Annotated in this window: 9 protein-coding genes; 6 read left to right on the top strand and 3 right to left on the bottom strand. The window is 63.2% G+C overall.

Going from position 1 to position 13798, the window contains the following annotated elements; translation table 11 throughout:
* Window positions 1-551 precede the first annotated feature (551 nt).
* From AC19YR_RS19310 to pgm, 3 genes are all read left to right on the top strand, one after another.
* Window positions 552-2006: a hypothetical protein gene (locus AC19YR_RS19310; RefSeq protein ID WP_500599731.1), complete on the top strand. Its 1455-nt coding sequence runs from the start codon at window positions 552-554 to the stop codon at window positions 2004-2006.
* A gap of 85 nt (window positions 2007-2091) precedes the next feature.
* Window positions 2092-3492, top strand: coding sequence for an aminotransferase-like domain-containing protein (locus tag AC19YR_RS19315; protein ID WP_500599733.1), 1401 nt, complete (start codon window positions 2092-2094; stop codon window positions 3490-3492).
* A 117-nt stretch (window positions 3493-3609) separates the two neighbouring features.
* Window positions 3610-5253, top strand: a complete 1644-nt coding sequence (gene pgm, locus AC19YR_RS19320) for a phosphoglucomutase (alpha-D-glucose-1,6-bisphosphate-dependent) (protein ID WP_500599734.1) — start codon at window positions 3610-3612, stop codon at window positions 5251-5253.
* A gap of 126 nt (window positions 5254-5379) precedes the next feature.
* On the opposite strand, the gene AC19YR_RS19325 is transcribed toward pgm, so the two are convergent.
* Window positions 5380-6075: a pirin family protein gene (locus AC19YR_RS19325; RefSeq protein ID WP_500599735.1), complete on the bottom strand. Its 696-nt coding sequence runs from the start codon at window positions 6073-6075 to the stop codon at window positions 5380-5382.
* Between the two features lie 251 nt (window positions 6076-6326).
* Between AC19YR_RS19325 and AC19YR_RS19330 the strand changes: the two genes are divergently transcribed.
* Window positions 6327-8789: a UvrD-helicase domain-containing protein gene (locus AC19YR_RS19330; RefSeq protein ID WP_500599736.1), complete on the top strand. Its 2463-nt coding sequence runs from the start codon at window positions 6327-6329 to the stop codon at window positions 8787-8789.
* A gap of 157 nt (window positions 8790-8946) precedes the next feature.
* On the opposite strand, the gene AC19YR_RS19335 is transcribed toward AC19YR_RS19330, so the two are convergent.
* Both AC19YR_RS19335 and AC19YR_RS19340 read right to left on the bottom strand, forming a co-directional pair.
* On the bottom strand, window positions 8947-9222 hold the full coding sequence (locus tag AC19YR_RS19335) for a DUF1652 domain-containing protein (protein WP_500599737.1): 276 nt from the start codon (window positions 9220-9222) through the stop codon (window positions 8947-8949).
* A 255-nt stretch (window positions 9223-9477) separates the two neighbouring features.
* Window positions 9478-9696, bottom strand: a complete 219-nt coding sequence (locus AC19YR_RS19340; protein WP_095109744.1) for a YgdI/YgdR family lipoprotein — start codon at window positions 9694-9696, stop codon at window positions 9478-9480.
* A gap of 188 nt (window positions 9697-9884) precedes the next feature.
* On the opposite strand from AC19YR_RS19340, the gene AC19YR_RS19345 reads away from it, so the two are divergent.
* Complete coding sequence (locus AC19YR_RS19345; protein ID WP_500599739.1) at window positions 9885-11534, top strand: VRR-NUC domain-containing protein; 1650 nt, start codon at window positions 9885-9887, stop codon at window positions 11532-11534.
* Window positions 11531-13795 carry an ATP-dependent DNA helicase gene (locus AC19YR_RS19350; protein ID WP_500599740.1) on the top strand — a complete coding sequence of 755 codons (2265 nt, stop codon included), beginning with the start codon at window positions 11531-11533 and terminating at the stop codon, window positions 13793-13795. The genes AC19YR_RS19345 and AC19YR_RS19350 overlap by 4 nt, the downstream gene beginning before the upstream one ends.
* Window positions 13796-13798 lie beyond the last annotated feature (3 nt).

A 13798-nucleotide genomic window follows, 5' to 3' on the forward strand; every position in this document is an offset into this window, starting at 1 on the left:
TAAGCGTTTCGACTTCAAATGTCCTATCGAGGTCATAGGCGAGGTGATGCAAGCAGCCATGGCTATGCGGCATGATGCTCCGGCTTCAATTCAATAACCGTGTTGCACTCAGCTCCTGCAACCGCCCTGTATCTTCCATTCATTAAGTAAGCCTTGATAATTGAATTATCACTTTCATCTCAAGGAATGAGTCATGACTGACGAGCTTGTTTTATATCGGCGCAGCACTGCTCTAGTTCGTGAAGAGCTTGCAGGGCAAGGGTTGCGGCCGAGGTTTAAGGAACTCATGGTGGGCCGGTTAGTTGGCTTGAGTGTGCGGTATAAGTGCTGTCTAAAAAACAATGTAATCATTGGTTGTAGGTTGTTGTAGGAATATTCTTAGGCAACTTTAGTTCCTTCCTGGTAAGGCTGCTAGTTTGGTGCAGTGTTAATATTTGGTAACTGAATGCCCCCCCCACCTGGGCGCACACTTTAACTTTAGCGGCAACCCACGACTCAAATCGAGGTTGTTCGCTTGCCACTGATATTTTGCAAATTCAGGTACATCGACCATGACTACTATTCACGATCAAGCCATGAACTATGTGTACCAGCAGGTGCTGCATCGCTTGCTGGGCTTCTTCTCCCGGGGTGAGCGCACCGCGTTGCAGCTGTTTATCCAGCGCCTGGTGGTCGAGGCCGGCGGGATGGAGCACATTGGCGGGCACAAGGTGCTGGTGACCCACTCCGGCACCCGCGAAAGCAGCTACACCCTGGCCTTCCTGCGGGCCGCCCAGTTGAGCATCGCCGGGCGCGCGCCCGCGACCTTCAACCTGCGGGTGGCCACCCTGCGTCATCCCGGCCAGGAGCAGGCGACGCTGAACAATATCCATCGCAGCTTCAGCGCATTGTTCGTCTACGACGATCCGCGGGTGGAAGTGTTGATGCTTGATGGTGCCGAGGTACTGGCGTTCAACCATCAGGCCCCGCTGTCGCCCCAAGGCCGTGAGTTGTACCGGAGCAATGTATTGATGAGCGGCCACCTGGCAGCCAGTGACCGGCACTTGGAAATGGGGGACAGCCATCGCCTGGCCTCGGGTAATTTTCTGGGCAAAGTGGCGTACTGGAACGAGGCCGTCGATACCCTGGTCAGCAGCCACAGCCCCCGTGAGCAGCGCCAGTACTTGCAAGCCTTTGTGGTGGCGGCGCGACAGCTTGGCCAGCGCGGCGAGAGCCGCGCAGTGCTGGACTTCGGTGATCTGTTCCGGGCCCTGAATGACTTTGGCCAGGACTACTATCGCCAGCTCTGCCCACAACTGAGCGAAACCTGCGACCACGCCCCTGGGCACTTCGAGGTACGCCGCCCGGTGTCCTACCTGGGCCTGCACGACTTGGTCAGCGAGAGCGAAGGGGCGCGTGAATCCCTGCTATGCGAGTTCCTCGGCATGCACTGGGACACCCCCTGCGAAAACCTCTACGCCAGCCCGCTGTTGATGACCCATGCCTATGGCTTGCAGGCGCGCTACGTCAATGGCTTGAGCTACGAAGAAGGGGTGCGCCAGTACCTGCAATTGACCACGGTGCTGATGCGCAAGAAAAACCTCTGCGAGAACCTGATCCAGTTGACCTTGAGCGACTACAGCACCCCCGAGCGCATCGAAGATCGGCGCTTGCAGGCCGACCTGCTACTCAGCCAAAGCCTGGGCTTGAGCGAGGTGCAACTGGTGTGCCTGCTGTTCGCGCCGTTCGTCAATGGCGCGGCGGGCCTGGAGCGGTTCATGCGCGCCTGCCACCCGCAGATGTTGGTGGGCCTGGCAGAGGTGCATAAGGCGTTGCGCGGCGAGCCGGCGATGGACCAAGTGGTCCAGTGGCTGGGAGACGTCAGCGGTTTGCCACTGCCGTTGTTGGGCAAGCTGTACACCTTGCCTGCCCACGACAGCAACCTCCCGCCGCTGCCGGAAACTGGCGTGGCCCGGCACCTGGGTGAGCGTAGCGACGTGGCGCTTGAAGAGCCGATCGGGCGTTGAAACCCATGTGTAATGCCTGCAAACCGGCCCGGCTTCGTCAGGGTTGGTTTTGCACCTGTGCTCCCTGGGCTGGCGGTGGTTGCCCATGAGAGGCGTGCGCCAGACGGACTTCGCCTATCAGGCGGTCTACCGTTACCTGACCAACCTCATCAGCGAAGTTGGCACCGATGCGCGGGTCAAGTTGCCTTCCCTGCGCCATTTGGCCGATCGCCTGAATGTCTCGATCTCAACGATCCAGTACGCCTATTCGCTATTGGAAAAGGAAGGGCGGGTGTATTCGGTGGCCAAGTCCGGCTATTACGCGCTCCCCGTCTCCACCTACAGCGCCTACAGCAGCGGCGCCGACTTATTGGAAATTCTCTACGTCAGCACACGCCGCCCCGACATGCTGGTGCTGTGCAACGACGAACCGGCCCTGCTGCAATCGCTGGACAGCCCCTTGCTGCTGCTCGAGCGCGAACTGGTGCGCCAATACCCGCGCCAGTCGCAAAGCCTGTCCCAACCGTGCGGCGAACTGGAACTGCGCACCGCCCTGGCGGCGCGTTACACCACATCGCCCCTGCGTTGCTGGCACGCCGACGACGTCTACATCGGCGCAGACCTGCGCGGGGTACTGGAAATCCTTATCAACGTGCTGGCTCTCAAGGGCGCCACCGTGTTGGTGGAGTCGCCCTGTGACTGGGCGATCCTGCGCCTGCTGCAAAGCGCCGGGGTGCAGGTGATCGAATTGCCCCTCAAGGACGACGGCTGCCTCGACCTGGCGAACCTGGTGCACCTGTTCGACATCCAGGACGTACGCCTGGTGCTCTTGTCCTCGGACATCAACATGCCCACCGGCGCCCGCATGCCGGTCAACGAGCGGCGGCGCCTGGCCCACCTGCTGGAGGTCAGTGGCTGCTGGGTGCTGGAAAACGACACCTACGGCGAACTGGCCTTCGAGCCGGCGCAGTGGCGCCTGCGCGACCTGGTCAGCGCCGATCGCCTGATCGTGTTCTCCACTTTCGAGAAAACCATCGGCCCGGAGGCGCCTTACGGCTACCTGCTGTCGCGCCAGTTGAGTGTCGAACTGCAGCGCCACTTCCTGTTGCGGGCCTTTCGCCTGTCGCCGATCCGCCAAAAGGCGATCGCCCGCCTGTACGCCAATGGCCGCCTCGACCAGCACCTGTCGATCCTGCGGCGCATGCTCAAGGAACGTATGCAGCAAATGGTGCAACTGCTGCAAGAGCGCTTCGCCGATTCGCTGCAATGGTCGCTGCCGGCCGGTGGCGCCACGCTGTGGGTGCGCTCGGTGCGCCCGGTGGACGTGCGCCGGGTGTTCCAGCGCCTCCTCAAACAGCGCATTGTCGTGGCGCCGGGGGAGTTGTTCAGCATCTGCGGTTTCCACACCCAGAGCTTGCGCCTGAGCCACACCTACAGCGGCCCCCACAATTTGGAAGCGGCGTTGGGCAGCCTGGCCGACGCCCTGCGCCTGGAATGGCTGGACTGAACCGCCGGGTGCGGCAAAACAACTTGCAGGGCAGGGGATAGATACGGTCGCCGGGTGGTCAAAGTGCCAGTAAACTGCACGACTTTCCCCCGATCTCTCCTTTTCCCGAGGTTTTGCATGACAGTCAGTCCTTTGGCGGGTAAACCGGCACCAGCACATTTGTTGGTCGATATCCCGCGACTGGTGACGGCCTATTACACCGGCCAACCGGATGCCAGTGTGCCAACCCAACGCGTGGCCTTTGGCACCTCCGGCCATCGCGGCACCTCCTTTGAACTGAGCTTCAACGAATGGCATGTGCTGGCCATCAGCCAGGCGATCTGCCTGTACCGCCAGGCCCAAGGCATCGACGGGCCGCTGTTCGTCGGCATCGACACCCACGCCTTGTCCACGCCGGCCGGCACCAGCGCCCTGGAAGTGTTCGCTGCCAACGGCGTCACGGTGATGATCGCCGAGGGCGACGAGTACACGCCCACACCGGCCGTCTCCCACGCCATCCTGTGCTACAACCGCGGCCGCGTCTCGGGCCTGGCCGATGGCATCGTCATCACGCCGTCCCACAACCCGCCGCAGAGCGGTGGCTACAAGTACAACCCCACCAACGGCGGCCCGGCCGACACCCATATCACCAAGTGGATCGAGGCCAAGGCCAACGAACTGCTGGCCGCCCGGCTGGCCGGGGTCAAGCGCATCAGCTACGCCCAGGCCCTCAAGGCCGACACCACGCACCGCCACGACTACCTCAACACCTACGTGGCAGACCTGGCCAACGTCATCGACCTGGAGGCCATCCGCAACGCCGGCCTGCGTCTGGGCGTCGATCCGCTGGGCGGCGCCGGGGTGCGCTACTGGTCGGCGATTGCCGAGCACTATCGCCTGGACCTGGACGTGGTCAACACCAGCGTCGACCCGACGTTCCGCTTCATGTGCGTGGACTGGGACGGGCAGATCCGCATGGACCCGTCCTCCAGCCATGCCATGCAGGGCCTGATCGGCCTCAAGGACCGCTACGACGTGGCGTTCGCCTGTGACCCGGACCACGACCGCCACGGCATCGTCACTCCCAGTGGTGGCCTCTTGGCCCCCAATAACTACCTGGCGGTGTCCATCGACTACCTGTTCCAGAACCGCCCGCATTGGCGCGCCGATGCGGCCGTGGGCAAGACCGTGGTCAGCAGCGGCTTGATCGACCGCGTGGCTCGGCGCCTGGGGCGTCGCCTCTACGAAGTGCCGGTGGGGTTCAAGTGGTTTGCCGAAGGCCTGTTCGACGGCTCCCTGGGCTTTGGTGGCGAAGAAAGCGCCGGCGCCTCGTTCCTGCGCCGTGATGGCGGGGTCTGGAGCACCGACAAGGATGGCTTGATCCCGGCCCTGTTGGCCGCCGAAATGACCGCCCGCACCGGCCGCGACCCGAGCCAGGCCTACCGCGCCCTCACCGACGAGTTGGGCGAGCCCTTCGCCGTGCGCGTCGATGCCAAGGCCAACCCGCAGCAAAAAGCCCTGCTGGGCAAGCTGTCGCCGCAGCAGGTCACGTCCACCGAACTGGCGGGGGAGCCGATTCAAAGCATCCTCAGCCACGCCCCGGGCAACGACCAGGCCATTGGCGGTTTGAAGGTGATGACCGAAAACGGCTGGTTTGCCGCACGCCCCTCGGGCACCGAAGACATCTACAAGATCTACGCCGAAAGCTTCATCGGCGACACCCACCTCCAGCAACTGGTGCAAGAAGCCCAGGCCCTGGTCGATGGCGCGATCAGCGCGTAGGGGCAGGGCACCTCTGCATGCTTGCGCTCGGGCGCGCAGCGGCCGTAAAAAACCGGCCAGGTGCTACACCGCGAGGGGCGCTTTGCGCCCCAGCGCGGGCAAGCCCGCTTGCTACAACAACGGTGTCTAGGCGAGGTCGACCAATACGACCTCGCTGTCTTGCAGCGCGGTGACGCGCAACACCCGTTCGTCCTCGATCGCCACTCCATCCCGCGCTTGGGCCCGTAACCCATTGACCTCGATTACCCCGGTGGCGGGCACCAGGTACGCCCGGCGCCCGGCGTCGAGGCTGTACTCGGCGCTTTCCCCGGCCCTGAGGTTGGCGGCCACCAGCCGCGCGTCGGCACGGATGCGCAGGCTCTGGTCATCGCCGTCCTTGCCGCTGGCCAGGGTCACAAACCCTTCGCGCAAGCCTTTGGGGAAAGGCTTGGCGCCCCACGACGGCGGCGAGCCGGCTTCGCTGGGCACAATCCAGATCTGGAAAATCCGCGTGGGCGTGGTTTCCAGGTTGTATTCGCTGTGGGCGATGCCAGTGCCGGCGCTCATCACCTGCACATCACCAGCCTCGGTGCGGCCCTTGTTGCCCAGGTTGTCGGCGTGGCTGATGGCGCCTTCACGCACATAGGTGATGATTTCCATGTCCCGGTGGGGGTGGGTCGGGAAGCCGCTGCCAGGGGCGATCACGTCGTCGTTCCACACCCGCAGGTTGCCCCAGTTCATGCGTTGGGGGTCGTAGTACTCGGCGAACGAAAAGTGATGATGGGCATCCAACCAGCCGTGGTGGGCGCCGCCCAGGGAAGTGAAGGGTCGAAGTTGCAGCATGAGCGTCTCCTGTAGCGGCGTGCCAAAGGGCTGTCCGCGGTTGATGGGAGGCATCTTCCATCAGCCAAGCATCGATAAAAAGCGCAAAAAATCCGCTGAATCAATCTGGTTTGTCGATGTTTTTTTTGGCCAAACACTCAGTCGCCACCTTCAATGAATCGCCTAAGCCAATGAACCACAAGCATTTGACTAGAACTCACCAGCGAATGGCGCGACCATAGCGCCCCACCGCCTCACACCCAGGAGTCAGCGTGTCGCAGCACAACCCCCAACTTCCTCCCGAACTCGTGCCCCTGGCGCAAATGCCCCTGTTCAAACGCCTGATGGCGCGGTTTTTTGGCCATGGCCTGAGCCGCTTGCACGCCCAGCACCGCGCTTCGTGGCTGCACGGCCAGGCGGACGGCTTTCGCAGCGGCCACAGCGCAGGCGTGGAATACGGTTACCGCGAGGGGCACCAGGAAGGGCTGGAAGCGGGGCGCCAGGTGTTGTTGATCCGCGATTCGCGCTGCACAGAGCACCCGGCTCCTGGCGTGGACGATCACCTGTTCGACGACTGGCACCTGCCCCTGGGGGCGGAGCTGAAAAAACGCATCAAGGCCGATGTGGCGCGGCGGTTGCCCGAGCACAGCCAGCCCAGCGCCGCGCAGTGGAAAATGATCTTCAGCGACACGCCGTCCACCTCGGTAGTGGCCGGCGCGGGGGCGGGCAAATCAACGTCTCTGGTGCTGCGGGTGCTGGTGCTGCACCACTACCTGGGTTTCGAGCTCGATTCTCTGACCGTGGTGACCTTCACCCGTGAGTCGCGCAAGGACTTCATTCGCAAACTGATGGCCACCTTCGCCCTCTGGGGCCTGGCCCTGAGCCCGGCCCAGGGGCGCGACCTGGTGCGCACCTTTCACTCGCGCATCCTGCCCATGGTGCGCAGCCTGCCGGGGTTCGAGCGCTTGCAGGCGTTCGAGAACCTCAACGCCCGCGGCGGCGAGGAGGAGGCCGACAGCAACCCGTTCGACCTGCGCCTCAACGACACCCAGCGCCAGTACCTCAATGGCGCCTACCATCGCCTGTTCCAGGGCGAGGCGCGTTTTCGCGACCTCATCAAGCCGCTGTCGCGCCACGCCTTGCAGCTCAAGGAACTGGAGCGTGACCACCCGGACGTGCAAAAACGCGTGGCGGTGACCGAACTGGCGGCCCAGCGCGATGTGGAGCTGTGTGACAGCGTGGAAAACCTCTGGCGCCAGGCCAAGGCCTGGCCGATCAAGGGCATCGAAGCCAAGCGCCAAACCTTCCAGATCAACGGCGCTACTTTTCATTGCCACGGCTACTGCCGCGAGTTGGAGGCCTGGGTGATGCTCGGCTTCGATCCGGGGGAAAGCGCCCAACTGACGCGCCCCGGCGCCCGTCTGTCGGTGCGCGCGGAGTGGGCGGTTAAACGCACCCTGTTTCAAGCTTTCTGCGATAAACCTTTGATTTGGTTGGATAACTACCAATCAGGAAAACGTGTCTTAGCCACCCTGGGCGGCGATGCCAGCGCCGGGCCGGGTTTCGACTACAAGGTCAAGGGTGAGCTCAGTTCCGCGCCTTTGCTCGACTGCTTCGTAGCCGCCGCCAGTTTTATCGAAAACCTGGGGCTGGACGTGCCCATGGCCGTGGGCCGCATGCGTTTCGCCCAGGACGACCCGGACCGTTTCTTCTTCGAGGCCCTGAGCCTGTACTGGCGGGCCCTGGAAGACCACTTACTCGACCAGTCGCCGCCGATCATGTCCTATAACCGCATGTTCGCGCTGTTTAGCGAACATTCGCCGCAGAACTTCAAACTGCTCGGCGACGCCACCCTGCGGCCGCTGTCGCACCTGATGATCGACGAATTCCAGGACGTCTCGCCGCAGATCGTCTCGTGGCTGCGGGCCAGCCTGCGGGAAATCCGCAGCCGCGGCCCGGCCATGCATGTGGGGCGGGGCGCACAACGTTCGTCGCTGCTGTGCGTGGGGGACGACTGGCAGTCGATCTATGGTTGGCGCGGCAGTTCGCCCCAGTACTTCATGGCGTTCAACAAAGAGTTCCCGTCGCCTGCTACCACCCGGGTGATGCTCAGCGACAACTACCGCAGCCACCAGCACATCATCGATGCGGCAGAGCACATCGTACGAGCGGCTGCGACCATCCCTGGGAAAAAGGCCAAGGCTTGCGGCGAACCCAAGGCCTTGGTGCCGGTCACCGTGCTGGAGCGCGATGGCCAGGCCCTGGCCCAGCGTTTGATCGAGCATTATCGCCAAGGCGATTCGATCTTGATGTTGTATCGAGGAATGAGCGATAAGCTATTGATTGAAGAGCATATTCAGTCTGTAGTTAATGTGGATTCTAGCTTGCCTCCCGAGCAGCGCCGCCTTAAACAGCTGACCTATCACAGCGCCAAGGGCCTACAGGCGGATGCGGTTTTTCTGCTGGGCGATTGCCAGCACTTGACCCGTTCGCCCTACAAGAACCAGGTGTACCCCTTGGCCGGCCTGGGCCGTGACGGCGACGCCGAGCCCTATGACAGCGCCCAGCAGGACGAAACCCTGCGCCTGGCCTACGTGGGCATTACCCGGGCGGTGAAGCACTGCTACTGGTATGTCGATGGGCCTGACGGGCGAGCTGCTCACCAGCCCAAGGCCTCGGACCGGGTGGCGGGGGATAAGCCGTTCTTCAATGACCTGCGGGGTGCAAAGGGCTGATGGGGCAGGCTGATGGCTCACCCTGTGGGAGCGGGCTTGCCCGCGATGGCGATGTCTGATTCGACATACCTATCGACCGGAAAGCCCATCGCGGGCGAGCCCGCCCCCACAACGACGCCGTCCTGCAATGTGATAAGTATTGTTTTAAATCAGTGGCTTAGCCAAAACTCTTAAGGCTCGATGGAGGTACAAAGCACTCAAGCTCAGCCTCGATGGCTTCGATGATCCGTTCCACATCGGTGGCGTTCATCACCGTCGCGCAGGGGATGCCGGCAATGGCGATCATGGTTTCGCCGCTCTGGCGGTCGAACAACCGGGCAATCAGGCTGCCGGGTGCGTCCATGCTGGCTTCGAAACCCATAGGGTGAAAGTGCCAACGCATTAATTGGCAAGCGTTGGGAAAGGTCACCTTGTTGGAAAACGTCTTGTTCATGGGGTGCCCACCTGTGTCATTGAGCGCTTCCTTTAGCTCGCGGTAGGAACGACAGGGCCTGCTTGGCCGTGCCCGTTGAGTGCTAACCCTAGCATCAGATTGCCGCTATTTAATCGGTTTTTTTAAACCCTTTCGCAATTGCCTGGCAAAAGTATGACGCGTGTCATGTATTTGTCGGGCAGGTGGCTGGAATAAGGTTTCCAGCCTTGGGAATGTCACGTTCGACCGTTCAAATGGAGCACCCCGTGGGTGCTGTCAATCAGCCTTGCGCACGGTGGCCACTTCGTCGGCCTTGACCCGCACTTTACGCCCGGAAATATCCTCGAACTCATAGAAACCGTCGGCGGTCTTGGTGTCCGGTACATCCCGGGTCAGGTACTGGGTGCCGTTCTGCAGGGTGACCACCGTCGGCGACGCACAACCGGCCAGCGCCGCCGTGGCGAGAACAGCCAGGGCCAGGGTCTTGATCTTCATGGATATGCCTCGTGCATGTGGAAAAACCATTGAGCATTGATGGCACTTTGTCCTGAAAAGTGTCAGAAAGTTCGCGGCGGCGAGGGAAAACTGTGAAGCCGTCCATCCATTTGGGTTTGCCAGGTACGGCGACAAACTGCTATCTGTATGTATAACCAGTATTCGACCCGTGGCGCTTTCGATCCGTGATGTCCAACCCTCTCGACCATCCGTTCTATTACCTGCACAACTTCCTGCAAGTGCTGGCCTGGCTGGAGCAGCGCTATGGCGACGTGCTCAGCGAAGCCGAGCGGCAATTCATCGCCGACTTCCAGCAATTGCCTCAACCGGCCCAGGGGTTGCTGGTGCGCATGGTGATGCGCAAGGGCGTGCACTTTCGCGCCAGCAAGCTCAGCTACAGCGAAATCGGCGACACCGCCACAGCCGTGGCGCCCTTGCTGGCCCTGGGTTGGGTCGATGAACAGGTGCCGCTGAGCCTGGCCGAGCTGTTCGAGGTATTGCTCAAACCCGAGATCCTCCAGTGCTTCAAGGAGGCCATCCCCCGGCCCAAGGGCAAAAAAAGCCAATGGCTGGCAGACCTGGAAGCTAGCTTCCACACCGCACAAACCTTCGGCCAATGGGCCCCGCAGGTGCAGGACCGGTTGTTTGGCCTGACCATCATGGCGCTGTGCGATCGCCTGCGGCTGATGTTCTTCGGCAACCTGCACCAGGACTGGTCCGAGTTCGTGTTGGCCGACCTTGGGGTGTTCGTCTACGAAAAGGTCGAATTTTGCAGCGAATCCCGGGGTTTGCGCTGCCGTGAAGACGTTGACGGCTACCTGCACCTGTACGAGCACCAGCGCCGCTTTGAAGAGGGCGCCTGCCTGGCGGAAGTGATCGAAGGGATCAACCGCTTGCACACCGCCAACCCCTGGCTGCAACGGCGCCAGGCCAAGTTGCTGTTCCAGGTCGGCCAGCACTGCGAGCGCCTGGCCGATTGGCCCGCCGCCGAGGCGCTGTACCGCGCCAGCAGTTACCCCGGGGCGCGGCTGCGCTTGATCCGCGTGCTAGAGCGCGGTGGCGAACCGGGCGCCGCATTGGCCCTGGCCGAAGCCATCGCCGCCCAACCCCACAGCGGCGCCGAACAGCAGCAATTGCTGCGTACCTTGCCGCGCCTGCGGCGCAAACTGGGCGGGCCGCCCCAGCCCCGGCGCAAAACCCAGGCGGCCGAACGCCTGGACCTGTGCCTGCCCAGGAGCGAAGCGGGGCTGGCGGTGGAGTTCTGCGTGCAGGCTCACCTGGACGCTGCCACCGCACCCGTGCATTACGTGGAAAACAGCCTTATCAACTCGCTGTTCGGCCTGCTGTGCTGGCCGGCGATTTTCGCCCCGGTGCCGGGGGCGTTCTTCCACCCGTTCCAGCGCGGCCCGGCAGACCTGCTCAGCGAAGACTTCCATGAGCGGCGCAGTGAGTTGCTGCGCGCCTGCCTGGCGGAGCTGGACGATGGCCGCTATCTGGCCACTATCGGTGAACGCTACCGGCAGAAATTCGGCATCCAGTCGCCGTTCGTGTTCTGGGGCGCGCTCAGCGAAGCGCTGCTGGAGCAGGCCTTGGCGTGCCTGCCGGCTGAGCACCTGAAGCTGTGGTTCAATCGCCTGCTGCTGGATATCCGCGCCAACCGCGCCGGTATGCCGGACCTGATCCAGTTTTTCCCCGCGCAAAAAACCTATCGCATGATCGAAGTCAAAGGCCCCGGCGATCGCCTGCAAGACAACCAGCTGCGCTGGCTGGCGTTCTGCGAAGAACACGCCATGCCCGTGGCGGTGTGCTACGTGCAATGGGCGCCGGGGGCGCCATGAACTACAGCGTGGCGGTGCGCGCCCTGTGTGAATTCACCGCCAAGTGCGGCGACCTCGACCTGCGCTTCACGCCATCGCCCACGGCCCTGGAAGGCATGGCCGGGCACCGCACGGTGGCCTCGCGGCGGGCACCGGGCTATCAAAGCGAAATTGCTTTGGAGGGCCAGTACCAAGGCCTGCGGGTGCGAGGCCGGGCGGACGGCTACGACCCGCAGCAAAACCGCCTCGAAGAGGTGAAAACCTACCGCGGCGACCTGGCGGCCATGCCCGACAACCATCGGCAATTGCACTGGGCCCAGGCCCGGGTGTATGGCTGGTTGATGTGCCAGCAGCTGCAATTGCCCGACCTGCACCTGGCCCTGGTGTACTTCGATGTCACCAACGAGCGGGAAACCTGCTTGAGCGAACACTGGACGGCCCAGGCCCTGGAGGCATTCTTCAACCGCCAGTGCGCGGTGTTCCTGCACTGGGCCGCCCAGGAAAGCGACCACCGCGCCGCCCGTGACCGCGAAGCCGCCCACTTACGCTTCCCCCATGGCGATTTCCGCCCCGGCCAGCGCCACCTCGCCGAGTCGGTGTTCAAGGCTGTCAGCACCGGGCGCTGCCTGATGGCCCAGGCCACCACGGGCATTGGCAAGACCCTGGGCACGCTGTTCCCGATGCTCAAGGCCCTGGCGCCGCAGCGCCTGGACAAGGTGCTGTTCCTCACTGCCAAGACCCCGGGCCGGGCCCTGGCCCTGGACGCAGCGCAAGTGCTGCGCCACAGCCACCCGGCGTTGCCGCTGCGGGTGCTGGAGCTGGTAGCCCGGGACAAGGCCTGTGAGCACCCGGATAAAGCCTGCCACGGCCAGTCCTGCCCCCTGGCCCGGGGCTTCTACGATCGGCTGCCCGCCGCCCGGCAAGCGGCCACCGCCAGCGGTTGCTGGGATCAGCCGGGGTTGCGGGCCATCGCCTTGGCGCATGAGGTCTGCCCCTATTACCTGAGCCAGGAAATGGCGCGTTGGGCCGACCTGGTGGTGGCGGACTACAACTACTACTTCGATTTCAGTGCCCTGTTGTTCGGCCTGGCCCAGCTCAACCAATGGCGCGTCGCGGTGCTGGTGGACGAGGCCCATAACCTGGTGGAGCGGGCGCGGCAGATGTACAGCGCGAGCCTCGATCAATCGAGCCTCGACCAGGTGCGGCGCAGCGCCCCCCAGGTGCTGAAAAAGCCTTTGCAGCGGCTGAACCGGGAATGGAACGCCCTGCACAAGGCGCAAATCGCGCCGTACCAGGCCTACCCCGAGGCGCCGGGCAAACTGCTGGCGGCGCTGGGCACTTGCGTGACGGCCATCGGCGACTACCAGAACGACCACCCCCAGGGCCTGGACAGCGCCCTGCAAGGGCTCTATTTCGAGGCGCTGCAATTTATCCGCGTGGGTGAGTTGTTCGACGGCCAGTTTCTGTTCGACATCAGCAAGCGCGACCTCAGCGCCAAGAAGAGCCTGTCGCGCCTGTGCCTGCGCAACGTGGTGCCGGCCGGGTTCATCGGCCCGCGGCTGAAAGCGGCGCGCAGTTGCATGCTGTTTTCCGCCACCCTCAACCCTCGGCGCTATTACGCTGACCTGCTGGGCCTGCCCGCCGACACGGTGTGGATCGACGTCGAATCGCCGTTCAAGGCCGAGCAGTTGCAGGTGCAGGTCATCCGTCGTATTTCCACCCGCTATACCCACCGCCAGCAGTCCCTGGGGCCGATTGTCCAATTGATCGCCGAACGCTTTGGCCAGCGCCCGGGCAACTACCTAGCGTTTTTCAGCAGCTTCGATTACTTGCAACAGGTGGCCCAGCTACTGGCCGAGCGCTACCCCCACATCCCGTTGTGGCCGCAATCGCGGGGCATGGACGAGGGCCAGCGCCAGTTTTTTTTGCAGCAGTTCACCGCCAGCAGCCAAGGCGTGGGCTTCGCCGTGTTGGGTGGGGCGTTCGGCGAGGGCATCGACCTGCCGGGCGCGCGGTTGATCGGCGCCTTTATCGCCACGTTGGGGCTGGCCCAGGTCAACCCGGTCAACGAACAGTTGCGCCAGCGGATGACGGCAATATTCGGTAACGGCTATGACTACACTTACCTCTATCCCGGCTTGCAAAAAGTGGTGCAGGCCGCCGGGCGGGTGATCCGCACGCCCGAGGACCAAGGCATGGTGATGTTGATCGACGACCGTTTTGCCGAACCCCGGGTGCGCCAGTTGCTACCCGATTGGTGGGCGGTTGACGTGGTCGGGTAGGGG

Source organism: Pseudomonas sp. MF08817 (genome assembly GCF_059862705.1).

Coding starts and splice junctions, on each gene's coding strand:
- AC19YR_RS19315 (WP_500599733.1), top strand. CDS start 2,092: ATGAGAGGCGTGCGCCAGACGGACTTCGCCTATCAGGCGGTCTACCGT.
- AC19YR_RS19335 (WP_500599737.1), bottom strand. CDS start 9,222: ATGAACAAGACGTTTTCCAACAAGGTGACCTTTCCCAACGCTTGCCAA.
- AC19YR_RS19350 (WP_500599740.1), top strand. CDS start 11,531: ATGAACTACAGCGTGGCGGTGCGCGCCCTGTGTGAATTCACCGCCAAG.
- AC19YR_RS19340 (WP_095109744.1), bottom strand. CDS start 9,696: ATGAAGATCAAGACCCTGGCCCTGGCTGTTCTCGCCACGGCGGCGCTG.
- pgm (WP_500599734.1), top strand. CDS start 3,610: ATGACAGTCAGTCCTTTGGCGGGTAAACCGGCACCAGCACATTTGTTG.
- AC19YR_RS19325 (WP_500599735.1), bottom strand. CDS start 6,075: ATGCTGCAACTTCGACCCTTCACTTCCCTGGGCGGCGCCCACCACGGC.
- AC19YR_RS19310 (WP_500599731.1), top strand. CDS start 552: ATGACTACTATTCACGATCAAGCCATGAACTATGTGTACCAGCAGGTG.
- AC19YR_RS19345 (WP_500599739.1), top strand. CDS start 9,885: ATGTCCAACCCTCTCGACCATCCGTTCTATTACCTGCACAACTTCCTG.